The organism is Nitrosomonas ureae, assembly GCF_900206265.1.
GTDB classification, from domain to species: domain Bacteria; phylum Pseudomonadota; class Gammaproteobacteria; order Burkholderiales; family Nitrosomonadaceae; genus Nitrosomonas; species Nitrosomonas ureae_C.
Genome location: NZ_LT907782.1, coordinates 2,614,948 through 2,627,335, shown reverse-complemented (window position 1 = coordinate 2,627,335; position 12,388 = coordinate 2,614,948). Strand labels below are relative to the sequence as shown.

Sequence of the window (12,388 nt, the reverse complement as noted above, 5' to 3'; positions counted from 1 at the left end):
TATGACTATCCTAGCTTATCAACACTTTTTACAACAAGCCTCACAAAGATTACGCGACGAGTACCAATTGGGTCGTCGCAATGCCGTGCTGATCATCAACTTTGAGCGCTTAATAGAATTGGATGGCATCCTTGGATTTACAATTGTCGATAATACGCTGCAGCAAATTGCCCAACAATTAAGAAATGCTCTGAACCCGGATGATCTGGTCGGTATTACCGGACGTTATCAAATATGCTGCTTACTGGTCGATTTGCTTACCGATGCACATGCCATGCTGGCTGCACATAAAATCCTACGAATACTAACACCCCCATTCGTACTTGACAGGAAAAATATCATTCTGGCCCCGCGTCTTGGCGTGGCAGTAAACAATGCAAGCGGGGATAAGTTGGATCAGTTGATGTGTAACGCAAGTGCGGCCGTGCGCCAAGCAAAACTGGAACAACTCCCGAGCAAGCTCTTTCACGCCGAAATGCAAGATCCTCTCCTGTTTCAAATTGATCTCTGGTCAGATTTAGGTAACGCTATCGAGAACGGGGGATTATATTTAGGCTACCAACCCCAGATCGATATTGCCAGTGGCAAGATCAAATCCACTGAAGCCTTGTTACGATGGCATCATCCACATCACGGGCCGATCCGCACCGATAAACTTATTCAGGTTGCTGAAGGTACCCCGCTCATGTCCAAACTTACACTGTGGGTCTTCCATACCGCATTAAGGGAATGTTCTGAATATCGTAAAGCAGGATTAAATGCCGGTGTTTCGATCAATTTTTCTGCTGACGACCTGCGCGACCCTGAACTTACTGAACTGGTTCTACAAGGTCTATCTCTATGGAACGTACCGCCAGAAGATATTACCATCGAGCTGACCGAAACAGCTGTTATGGACAATCAAGCAGGAACCCTGGATACCTTATGCCAGCTCAAGGATATGGGTCTGAAGCTGGCCATGGATGACTTTGGAACCGGCTATTCATCAATGGCACGCATGCTGGACTTGCCTCTCGACGAGGTCAAGATCGATATGGTATTTGTCAAGCATATGACAACACATCATAAACACGACCGGATCGTCGATTCGATGATCAATCTTGCCCATCGACTGAATCTATCCGTAGTTGCCGAAGGGGTGGAAGATGTCGCAACTTACGAACGCCTACGGGCATTAGGATGTGACGTCATTCAAGGCTATCTCATTGGCAAGGCCATGCCGCTGCCGGAGCTCATCAAAACTGTCAACGATCAATTCCCTGCGCACTGCTTTTTAACAGCATCGCAAATAATTGCATAAGAAAATCTTTTGTGATCAGATCTTCCGGTGCTTTTACCAAACTCACCTGTTCCAAGTACTTTAGAAACTCTGACCCTTGCTTAATCAAGTCCTGGGATTTCGAATTCATTTTGATCAACCTGTAACCCAGCACGCTTAAAAAAATCATCGCTGATTTTCGAGATTGGAACATTCTGACATTCCAGATTAGCAATCACTTGATGGTTTTTCTCCACCGCAACACCGTCTTTCGTCCCCCAGCCCTTACCGATGGCGGTATACACGAGGTAATGATACTGTCCGTTGATAAAACGCAAGTAACCGCCGCCACCGCCCGCAAACATCCAGGTTCTCGCCCGGATGAATTGAGCCACCGGATCGGATGCGCTCACTGCTGGGAATATCAGCTCAGGCATGCCGAGCGATCCAAATCGATACTGCAGGTAGCCGCTGTGAACGGAAAAATCCTTCGAAGCACAAACTGAAACTGTTTTCTTCCCTAAGGAACAGGAAAATATCACTTGTTCCTGCATCTGGCAGTGCGATTCCGCTGCATCAACCCAAGCAGAAAAAAAGAGCAGGCCTATCAAGCCGCTAATATAAATAGATGCTGTTCTCAAATCAGTAAAGCGTAATAATTTTTGAAATGCGCGATACGATCCTCCAAGCCATTAAGACCGCCATTCACTTTCTTAGTGATTTGGGTCACTACTTCATCTCCGGAACCTTTATCGGCCAGTGAATTGAGTGATCGGGTACCCCAGAACCATGCGGCCGACAGTAAAGGATATTTTGAAGCCACCAAGTCAGGATTATTTAAAATGTCATCGCCGATACTGTTAGAAAAAGCGCTGTAGTTGTCTTTTCCGGTCAACTGAATATATCCCCGGCCCCGGTACTTATACCCTTCCTTGCTGGCTTCGTCCCCATTGCCCATCCTGCCACCATATACCCGTGAGGCTATTTTCTCAGGTTGGCGCGCATAACTTTCCGCCAGATTACCCGGAAAATATTTGGCAAATACTTTTTTCAGACCTGCAGCAGAATAATTCAAATTTTCTTCCCGCGCCTTAAACTCTGTACTTTCATGCGCACACTGAGCAAGAAAGTGTGCCAGGCGCAAGGACGTATTAATATTAAACTTTTCAACGCAATCAGGAATCTGATCAAGAACAACATCCGGAACATGGGTTTTCAATCGGTCTATCGCTAACATCATCCCCTCCCAAATTTTCTGCAGTTAATGATCCTGCCAAAGTACAATGGATGTTCAATTGCACATTATAATCACTACATTTGAAACATCTGCTGAACATGGCTACGATTAAACCGCTTCCTGAGCTATTAATCAATCAAATTGCTGCTGGCGAAGTGGTTGAGCGTCCAGCCGCAGCACTTAAGGAAATTCTGGAAAATAGTGTTGATGCGGGTGCCAAGAAAATTAACGTACAACTTCAGCAAGGTGGCGTAAAGCAGATTCGCGTCGCCGATGATGGCGTCGGCATTGCCAAAGATGAACTGCAGCTAGCCTTGACCCGCCACAGCACCAGCAAAATCAGCACACTGGAGGATTTGCACCAGATCACCAGTCTGGGCTTTCGTGGTGAAGCATTAGCCAGCATTGCTGCGATTTCACGCTTGACCTTGACCAGCCATCAAGCAGCGCAAAACCATGCCTGGCAAATCCAGGTAGAAGGCAAATCGGTGTCGCAGCCTATGCCTGCGTCATTAGCACAGGGCACCACGTTGGATGTCAATGACTTGTACTTCAATATTCCTGCCAGACGCAAATTTCTAAAGTCGGAAGCCACCGAATTCGCGCATTGCGACGAAATGTTTAAACGCATTGCCTTATCGCAATCAGGTATTGAATTCGTTCTACAACATAATGGTAAAGTGCGGCGACATTTACGCACAGGCGACCCGGCACAAAGAATTGCCTCGGTGCTAGGGGAGGAATTCAAACAAACCGCCGCATGGATTGACGAACAGTCGGCTGAGATGCATTTGCACGGCATGGTTGCGTTACCAGCTTATGCACGATCATCGCGCGATACGCAGTATTTCTTTGTCAACCATCGTTTCATCAACGACAAATTAATTTCGCATGCGCTGCGCGAAGCCTATCGGGATGTGCTGCATCTGGAGCGGCACCCGGCTTTCGTTTTGTTTCTTGACATTCATCCGGGAAGCGTGGATGTCAATGTACACCCGACCAAAATAGAAGTACGTTTCCGCGAACCACGCGCACTGCATCAATTCATTTTTCATGCGATCAACAAAGCGCTGTCTTCAGCACACAAAGAATCATCATCTGGAGAACCGGCATCAATCGCCCGGCCTTACTCGATTTATCCAAAAACAGGCCCAGCTCAGGGCGGTACAGTATCGCAGCCGGCCAGCTCTTACGGCACCTTGTTTGGCACGGATGTACGCGCTATCCCAACAACCCCGGTTAACATAGCCCCTACCGCACCCGCTATAAAACCTGATAAATCGATCGCGATCGGAAATAATCAGAATGATCATTCTCTCGGCTTTGCGCTCGGACAGCTGCATGGCATTTATATTCTGGCGCAGAATGCACGCGGCTTGATTGTTGTCGACATGCATGCCGCGCATGAACGCATTTTGTACGAAAAACTCAAGCAAGCGCTTGATCAACATGAAATACCGATGCAACCGCTGTTAATTCCGGTCACTTTTTATGCCGAGCATCTGGAAATCGCTACAATCGAAGAAAACCAGACAATCCTGGACCAATTGGGATTTGAGATTGCAGTGCTTTCACCCACGACAGTAGCGGTGCGCGCAGTACCGGCCACACTGCAACATGCCGATATCGCACAACTGGCGCGCGACATCTTGCGCGAAATCCGTGAGTATGGGGCAAGCCAGATTCTAACCGCCAAACGCAATGAAATGCTTGCAACGATGGCTTGCCACGGTGCGATTCGCGCCAACCGCAACCTGACCCTTGAGGAAATGAATGCCTTGTTGCGTGAAATGGAAATGACCGAACGCGCCGATCAATGTAACCACGGCAGACCCACTTGGTTTGAAACCAGTCTGGCTGATCTGGACAAATTATTTATGCGCGGAAAGTGAATAAATTCTCACCAACCCAACCCGCGAGTGCTTAGGGCAACGTAAATAAGAACATTACATATCTAATCATACAATGCGGGGAAGTAGCCGTCATCCGATCACGAACGACCCAAGTGATTCTATGTTTCGCTTACTAACCTTATCAAATTCAATAAATTTGCAATTTTACAGAACCGTTTCATCAATATAGGGTTGATTAGCCTGGAGACGAATAATATTTTCGGTCGTAATACGCGCTATTTCACTGAGCGCCTCGTGGGTGAGAAAAGCTTGATGCGATGTCATCAAAACATTGGGATAAGTAAGTAAAAGATTAAGTTCATCATCTTGCAAAATATGTCCGGAATGATCTTCAAAAAAGATCCCTCCTTCTCTCTCGTAGACATCAAGCGCGACACCGCCGATGCAGTCTGCTTTAAGGGCTTCCAGAAGGTCGGTAGTATCAATCAATCCTCCCCGGCTGGTATTGACAAGATACACGCCTCGTTTCATTTGCTTAAATGTCTCACGACATAACAAGTGGTAAGTTTCCGAATTAAGCGGAAGGTGCAGGGAGATTATGTCACTTTCTTTTAATAAGGCGGGAAAGGACGTATATTCGATTCCCTGTTGAGCGGCCCAATCATGACATGGATTGATGTCATGGGCGATAACCTGGCACTCGAAACCTCGATAGATTTTGGCAGCAATACGACCAATTTTACCTGTTCCCACAATGCCAACAGTCTTTCCCGCAAGGTCAAAACCAATGAGTCCGGTGAGAGAGAAATTGTGCTCGCGTACACGATTATGAGCACGGTGAATATGCCGATTAAGCGCTAATAGAAGACCTATGGAATGTTCCGCCACAGCGTGAGGAGAGTAAGCAGGCACACGCACAATAGTAAAACCAAACTCCTTGGCGGCTTTGAGATCTACATTATTATACCCGGCACAGCGCAAAGCAATCAATTTTACACCGGTCTTGGAAAGTTGGGCGATGCAAGTACGATCTAAGCAATCATTTACAAAAATGCATACAGCATCCACCCCTGCGGCAGTAGCTGCCGTTGAGGCGGAAAGTCGGAATTTATGAAATTGCCAATCAATTTTTTCGTGGAATAAAGCATTCCGGAAATATTCACGATCATAAGGTTTCGTATCATATAACGCTGCGGATATCATTTTAAATTTCCTCTATTTTCCTATACTGGAAACTTGTAAATAGCGGAGTCATAATGTAACACTGAAGCGCACTATTTTTCGCTGCGAAAGCGAAAAATAGTGTAACAGCCTGAACACGTGCTACGCGCACAAAATTGATTTTTTCCACGCATCATTGAATATGAATCTCAAAATTCTATTAATTAGAATTAAATTTAAGGTTAAACGTAACTGGATGAATACATGTTTTTCAGCTAATAGTGTGGACTTGCGGCTGACTATCCGCGCTAAGATATAATCCGCTGAAAAAGCACCGAAACACGAAAATACCTGGTCTATAAGGATTACAAGTTATGACTCACGAACATCACAAACATGTACAGCATAGCCACGATCATGATACGCATCACCATGCCATAGCGACCGATCCCGTCTGCGGCATGCGGGTCGATTCATATACAGCGAAGCATCGCGCTGAGCATGGTGAACAAGCTTACTATTTCTGCTCTGTCCACTGTTACGATAAATTCGTAGCCACACCCGATATTTATCTAACGGGCAAGATTCCAATCAAAGAATCCGCATCCGACACTATCTATACCTGCCCGATGCACCCACAAATCCGGCAGACCGGACCGGGAAGTTGTCCGCTCTGCGGTATGGCATTGGAACCGGCAGAAATCTCGCTTGACGACGCACCCAATTCGGAGCTTGCCGACATGACCCGCCGTTTCTGGATCAGCCTCATGTTGACAATCCCGGTCTTCATCTTGGAAATGGGCAACCACCTGATCGGCTTGGCGCATCTTATATCTGCACAGATTTCCAATTGGATACAATTATCATTGGCAACACCAGTCGTCTTGTGGGCAGGGTGGCCGTTTTTCGTACGCGGCTGGCAATCGATTGAGAACCGCGCGCTTAATATGTTCACATTGATTGCGATGGGCACGGGTGTGGCATGGATCTATAGCATTGTTGCCACCGTTGCACCCGATTTCTTTCCCGATGCTTTTCGCAGCAGCGATGGATCGGTCGCAGTTTATTTCGAAGCTGCGGCAGTCATCACCGTCCTGGTGTTATTGGGCCAGGTGCTGGAATTGCGAGCGCGCGAACGTACCTCCGGTGCGATTAAAGCTTTACTCAATTTATCACCAACGACGGCCCGTCGTCTTGGCGACGACGATGCAGAACAGGAGATCAATCTGGATCAGGTAATGGTGGATGATCGCCTACGGGTACGTCCCGGCGACCGGATACCGGTCGATGGCAAAGTGACGGAAGGTGGCTCGAATGTCGATGAATCGATGGTAACCGGTGAATCCATGCCGGTACGCAAACAGCCCGGCGACAAGGTGATCGGCGGCACCATCAACGGTCAGGGCAGTTTTGTGATGCATGCGGAAAAAGTTGGACGTGACACCATGCTGGCGCAAATCGTCCGCATGATATCGGAAGCACAGCGTTCACGCGCACCGATTCAGCGCCTGGCGGACATCGTGGCTGGCTGGTTCGTTCCGGCAGTCATGCTGGTCGCCATACTTGCTTTTGCCGCCTGGTCGATCTGGGGTCCGCAGCCCGCCATGGGGTATGCCCTGATCGCCGCCGTCAGCGTACTGATCATCGCCTGTCCATGCGCACTGGGTCTGGCGACACCGATGTCGATCATGGTGGGTGTCGGACGGGGTGCGACCGAAGGTGTTCTGATCAAAAACGCCGAAGCATTGGAACGCATGGAAAAGGTCGACACCATTGTGATTGACAAGACCGGTACGCTGACCGAAGGCAGGCCCAGGGTCACGGCAATCCGCGCTGCTGGCAATATTGACGAAAACGAGCTGCTACGTCTTGCAGCCAGCCTGGAGCAAGGAAGTGAGCATCCCCTGGCTGCCGCCATCGTCGCTGCAGCCAAGGAGCGCTCGATTGCACTGACCAAGGCGACCGACTTTGATTCACCTACTGGCAAAGGCGTAGTCGGTACTGTCGATGGACACCACATCGTCCTGGGCAATACCAAGTTTCTTGCCGAATTGAATATCGACACCCAGGTGTTGCAAGTACAAGCAGATGATCTGCGCCAGCATGGAGCAACAGTAATCTTCGTGGCGGTCAATGGAACAACGGCCGGTATTGTCGCTATCGCCGATCCAGTGAAGGAATCGACACCTGCAGCTATTGATGCTCTGCACGCCGACGGCATCCGCATCGTCATGCTGACCGGTGACAATCGCATTACGGCTGAAGCGGTTGCCCGGCAGCTGGGTATCGACGAAGTGGAAGCGGAAGTGTTACCCGATCAGAAAGCGGCAATCGTAACGCGATTGCGCGAACAAGGGCGAGTGGTCGCAATGGCGGGAGATGGAGTCAACGATGCTCCGGCTTTGGCTACCGCCGATGTTGGCATTGCCATGGGTACGGGTACCGACGTTGCGATTGAAAGCGCGGGAGTAACCTTGCTTCGCGGCGATCTGCTGGATATCGTCCGGGCGCGGCACCTTTCCGAAGCAACCATGCGCAACATCCGCCAGAATCTGTTCTTCGCCTTTATCTACAATGCAGCGGGCGTACCGATCGCAGCCGGGGTACTGTATCCATTCTTCGGCATCTTGCTCTCGCCGATTTTTGCTGCGGCAGCGATGTCGCTATCTTCGGTCAGCGTGATCGTCAATGCATTGCGGCTACGCGCAATTAAGCTGAGGTAAATATGGAAAGTTTAAAACAACGCTTCTGAATTTTTAATTTCATAAGTAATGTAAAAAGAGTACTATCAAAATCTGGCAAAGCTTTAGTTCACAGCCCTATAAATCAGGAGGTGCAACATGGCAAAAATTCTTGTTCTGTATTACAGCATGTATGGTCATATCGAAATCATGGCCACCGCGGTAGCTGAAGGTGCGCTCAATGTCGAGAATACGGAGGTTGTCGTTAAACGTGTCCCCGAACTCATGTCGGAAGAAGTGGCACGAAGGGTCGGTGCCAAGCTTGATCAGTCAGCGCCAATTGCGACGGTGGATGAATTGCCCGATTATGATGCCATCATTTTTGGTACACCTACGCGTTTCGGCAATATGTGCGCGCAAATGCGCAATTTTCTGGATCAGACAGGCCGGTTATGGCTCAATGGTGGGCTGATCGGCAAAGTAGGTAGCGTGTTTACGTCTACCGGTACGCAGCATGGCGGACAGGAAACCACGATCACCTCGTTTCATACCACCCTGCTTCATCACGGCATGATCATCGTGGGTGTTCCCTATTCCTGTCAGGAAATCATGAATATGAATGAAATCACCGGCGGATCGCCCTATGGAGCAAGCACGCTGGCCGGTGGCGATGGGAAACGTCAACCATCAGACAATGAAATAAAAATTGCACGCTTTCAAGGTACCCATGTTGCGGAAGTAACAGGCCGACTATGTCGTGAATAAGCCAACTTAATAAAGTGATATTACTCAAATTTAATAAAATGTACTGCCTCTCTACTAGCAGGTGATTTTAACGATGGCAAGCCAAATATCACCAGTGCTTTCGCCCGTTTTGTTTTTACCTCACGGTGGCGGCCCATTACCGATTCTGGGCGACAAGAGGCATGAAAAGATGGTTTCTTTTCTGCGGAAAATCGCAAGTGAGCTGAACGAGCCATCCGCGATTTTAGTCATCAGCGCCCACTGGGAAGAGGAACAGGCAACGATAACCAGTGGTAATCAGCCTGAAATAATTTATGACTACTATGGATTTCCTGTCGAGGCCTACACCATTCAATATGCGGCACCGGGTAATCCCGAGTTGGCAAAAGAAATTTACACCTTGTTAATGGCGAGCGACATACCGGCGAGACTCGATGAGCAGCGCGGTTTTGACCACGGATTATTTGTGCCGCTCAAGCTGATGTATCCGGAAGGGCAGATTCCCTGTATTCAATTATCGTTGCTCAAGAATTTGGATCCGGCAAAGCATATCGCGCTTGGAAAAGCTATCGCATCCATACGTGAGAAAAATATTCTGATTATCGGTTCAGGCATGTCATTTCATAATTTGAAAACATTTTTCTCGAAGGAAATCGATAGCAGTAAAGAAAATGAGGGATTTAATCACTGGTTGATTGAAACATGCACTCGTTCGGACATTTCATCGGAACAGCGCGAACAACGCTTGATCGAATGGGAGCAGGCTCCGTTTGCCCGGCTTTGTCACCCGAGAGAAGAACATTTGTTGCCTTTACATGTTTGCTTTGGTACCGCTTGCGCCGGTTCCCCTATAGCAAAGGTTGTATTTAATGATGAGATTATGGGGAAAAAAGTGACGAGCTTTCTATGGCAATAGAAGCATGGAATTTTGCGGTAGGTGCTTCATTGGCATCAATCAACCATGCCTATTTGAACTAACCGCCTGTCAATTACAAAGAAAGGTGTAATCAGCAGGTCTCAGATGAATAGCTCATACTACAGAAATTGATCCTGCTAATCTCTCCCGTGTTTTAAAGAGAAAACGCAATCTCACCAGATCCATGCGGACTAAGCTGGAATTATTCTAGTCAGCGATAGGTTCAAATTTTAAATTTTTAATTTTAATAACTTAATTTGATTTGAATTCCAAAATTTAATCTGACAATAATTGACTAAATTCGACCTTAGAAACTGAGGAGAAACAAATTTATTTTAACAAAAAGATAGCAATTGAACTGAGGAGCACGTTACTAGCTTTGCTCGGATAGGAAACGCCTTTTAATGCAATCTACTTATCGAGACCTTTGCACGGTGTCATGAGCGGTACGAGAATAAGGCAAAAATTTGCGAAAAAGCGGAGTTTACACGGGGTAAATGAGCATTTTTCGCGAATTTTTAACGCAATTATCGTGCCGCGTAGTAACCGTGCAAAGGTCTCTTATCATATCTCAGTAGGATTTTTAGGCTCTAGACTAGCAGACTGTATTATTATGTAAGTAACGCTTTGCCCGCATAAATTCAAATCCCCAGCCTCTCGGTACATGAAAAAGAAGTAATATGAAAAAAAATCTTTTGGTTACCAATAACGTATCAATGCTAATCGCTCTGGCATTAGTGCTGGGCTTCCTTTATTGGGCCAGGATAATCGTTATTCCTGTTGCATTATCGATTCTCTTAACTTTTTTACTTACACCGATCGTAGCATGGCTACAGCAGCATGGTGTCGCCAGAGTCGTAGCGGTCGCCCTAGCCGCTTCACTGGCATTAAGCAGCATTGTGGGGGCAATTTGGGGGGTAACCAGCCAAATTGGAAGCTTATTGGATACCTATCCCCAATATGAAAACAATATTTTATCCAAGCTCAATCAAATCACCGAGCGCGACCGTGATGGGATATTAGACAAGTTGCAGGTTGTAACAGAACGTATCACCGAGAAATTGACAAATAATCCGGCAATTGAAGACAACTTACCCATCCCTGCCGACAAAAAAGAAAAAATTGAAGCTCAACCCGTACGTATTGTAGATGATGGCCCCTTTCAGCTTTCACAATTGTGGTCTGTTTTTGGCCCGATGCTGGAACCACTGGCTAACGCGGGATTAATCATTGTGCTGGTTTGCTTTATGCTGCTCAATCGTGAAGATTTACGCGATCGTGTCATTTCGTTAATCGGTGTAGAACAATTGGCCCACACAACCCGAGCATTCGAAGATGCGGGTGAACGCGTCAGCAGGTATTTACTGATGCAATTGCTGATAAATTTAGGATACGGCATCGCAGTGGCTCTAGGTTTATGGTTACTCGGCGTTCCTTATGCAGCGTTATGGGGATTCTTCGGGGCGCTGTTACGTTATATTCCCTATCTCGGTGCATGGCTGACTGCAATCCTGCCCATTACGCTGAGTTTACTGCTCTCACCGGATTGGTCATTGGCGATAATGGTGCTCGCAATGTTCTGCGTACTTGAGCTGATAACCAATATGATCATCGAACCTATGCTTTATGGTCGTGGCATCGGTGTATCCCAGGCAGCTTTACTGGTTTGCGTCGCGTTTTGGACATGGCTGTGGGGGCCTATCGGCCTTATCCTCGCTTCACCGCTGACTGTTTGTATCGTAGTGCTGGGCCGATATGTTCCTTATTTAGGTTTTCTGGATACACTGCTCGGCGACCGTCCCACCCTGTCAGCCGGACAGCGCTTTTATCAACGATTATTAGCCGATGACATCGATGAAGCCTCTGACATAGTTGAAAAACACCTTTCTGATACTGATCATACCTTAGTACAAGCATTCGACAGTTTAGCCATTCCCGCATTAATGCAGACCAGAATCGATTTACGCCACGGTAAAATTGATACCGATGAACAAAATGAATTAGTCGATAATTTAACAGCAGTTATTAAAGATTATGAAGAAGAAACCAAAGAAAATGAAAAGCAAGAACAGACTCAGCGCAATATTATTTTAGTCATTCCAGCACGAGATTCGATTGATGATCTGGCAGCACAAATACTAATTAAATCAATACCCCATGAAGATTTTGAGTGCCATCAACTTAATTCATTAGGGCTTGCAACTGAAACGCTAACAATCATTGAACAATTAAAAGCCAGTATTGCCGTTATCGCGTCAGTTTATCCAGGCGATCTAGCGCATACAATCTATCTTTGCAAACGCATACGTGCACGATTTCCGGAGATAGTCATCGTTGCCAGCAGATTCGGTATAAACGACCCTCAATCTATCAAGAATAACTCTAATAAACTACAAGCGGTGGGAGCCAATCGAGTTACCAACACGCTTCAAGAGACTATCATAGAGCTCGAAAAATTGGATCTTCTTGATTTATCAATCGCTAAGTAGAAGGCAACTCAAGTTCACAGAAACGATCCGGCTGATGAGATGCTGATTT

General features: G+C 47.1%; 9 protein-coding genes. 6 read left to right on the top strand and 3 right to left on the bottom strand.

Going from position 1 to position 12,388, the window contains the following annotated elements; all coding sequences use genetic code 11:
- Window position 1 precedes the first annotated feature (1 nt).
- On the top strand, window positions 2-1,300 hold the full coding sequence (locus CPG39_RS12130; RefSeq protein ID WP_096293805.1) for a putative bifunctional diguanylate cyclase/phosphodiesterase: 1,299 nt from the start codon (window positions 2-4) through the stop codon (window positions 1,298-1,300).
- Window positions 1,301-1,380: 80 nt separating this feature from the next.
- Here CPG39_RS12130 and CPG39_RS12125 read toward each other — a convergent pair whose 3' ends face one another.
- Together CPG39_RS12125 and CPG39_RS12120 are read right to left on the bottom strand one after the other, a co-directional pair.
- On the bottom strand, window positions 1,381-1,899 hold the full coding sequence (locus CPG39_RS12125) for a hypothetical protein (RefSeq protein WP_096293803.1): 519 nt from the start codon (window positions 1,897-1,899) through the stop codon (window positions 1,381-1,383).
- Complete coding sequence (locus tag CPG39_RS12120) at window positions 1,896-2,498, bottom strand: glycoside hydrolase family 19 protein (protein WP_231990304.1); 603 nt, start codon at window positions 2,496-2,498, stop codon at window positions 1,896-1,898. The genes CPG39_RS12125 and CPG39_RS12120 overlap by 4 nt, the downstream gene beginning before the upstream one ends.
- Before the next feature lie 95 nt (window positions 2,499-2,593).
- Between CPG39_RS12120 and mutL the strand changes: the two genes are divergently transcribed.
- Complete coding sequence (gene mutL, locus CPG39_RS12115; RefSeq protein ID WP_096293800.1) at window positions 2,594-4,387, top strand: DNA mismatch repair endonuclease MutL; 1,794 nt, start codon at window positions 2,594-2,596, stop codon at window positions 4,385-4,387.
- Window positions 4,388-4,552: 165 nt separating this feature from the next.
- On the opposite strand, the gene CPG39_RS12110 is transcribed toward mutL, so the two are convergent.
- Window positions 4,553-5,551: a 2-hydroxyacid dehydrogenase gene (locus CPG39_RS12110; RefSeq protein WP_096293798.1), complete on the bottom strand. Its 999-nt coding sequence runs from the start codon at window positions 5,549-5,551 to the stop codon at window positions 4,553-4,555.
- Window positions 5,552-5,883: 332 nt separating this feature from the next.
- Here CPG39_RS12110 and CPG39_RS12105 point away from each other — a divergent pair, with 332 nt between their 5' ends.
- The 4 genes from CPG39_RS12105 to CPG39_RS12090 all read left to right on the top strand — a co-directional run bounded on the left by CPG39_RS12105 (window position 5,884) and on the right by CPG39_RS12090 (window position 12,339).
- Window positions 5,884-8,232 carry a heavy metal translocating P-type ATPase gene (locus CPG39_RS12105; protein WP_096293797.1) on the top strand — a complete coding sequence of 783 codons (2,349 nt, stop codon included), beginning with the start codon at window positions 5,884-5,886 and terminating at the stop codon, window positions 8,230-8,232.
- A 117-nt stretch (window positions 8,233-8,349) separates the two neighbouring features.
- Entirely contained in the window at window positions 8,350-8,955 is a 606-nt protein-coding gene (wrbA, locus tag CPG39_RS12100) for an NAD(P)H:quinone oxidoreductase (protein ID WP_096293795.1), read from the top strand.
- Window positions 8,956-9,028: 73 nt separating this feature from the next.
- Window positions 9,029-9,850 (top strand): DODA-type extradiol aromatic ring-opening family dioxygenase, encoded by an 822-nt coding sequence (locus CPG39_RS12095; RefSeq protein WP_096293793.1) that lies wholly within the window; start codon window positions 9,029-9,031, stop codon window positions 9,848-9,850.
- 680 nt (window positions 9,851-10,530) lie between these two features.
- On the top strand, window positions 10,531-12,339 hold the full coding sequence (locus tag CPG39_RS12090) for an AI-2E family transporter (RefSeq protein WP_096293791.1): 1,809 nt from the start codon (window positions 10,531-10,533) through the stop codon (window positions 12,337-12,339).
- Window positions 12,340-12,388 lie beyond the last annotated feature (49 nt).

Bases quoted from the DNA above. Each gene is read 5' to 3' on its own strand.
- CPG39_RS12130 (WP_096293805.1), top strand. From the start codon at position 2: ATGACTATCCTAGCTTATCAACACTTTTTACAACAAGCCTCACAAAGA.
- CPG39_RS12120 (WP_231990304.1), bottom strand. From the start codon at position 2,498: ATGATGTTAGCGATAGACCGATTGAAAACCCATGTTCCGGATGTTGTT.
- mutL (WP_096293800.1), top strand. From the start codon at position 2,594: ATGGCTACGATTAAACCGCTTCCTGAGCTATTAATCAATCAAATTGCT.
- CPG39_RS12110 (WP_096293798.1), bottom strand. From the start codon at position 5,551: ATGATATCCGCAGCGTTATATGATACGAAACCTTATGATCGTGAATAT.
- CPG39_RS12105 (WP_096293797.1), top strand. From the start codon at position 5,884: ATGACTCACGAACATCACAAACATGTACAGCATAGCCACGATCATGAT.
- wrbA (WP_096293795.1), top strand. From the start codon at position 8,350: ATGGCAAAAATTCTTGTTCTGTATTACAGCATGTATGGTCATATCGAA.
- CPG39_RS12095 (WP_096293793.1), top strand. From the start codon at position 9,029: ATGGCAAGCCAAATATCACCAGTGCTTTCGCCCGTTTTGTTTTTACCT.
- CPG39_RS12090 (WP_096293791.1), top strand. From the start codon at position 10,531: ATGAAAAAAAATCTTTTGGTTACCAATAACGTATCAATGCTAATCGCT.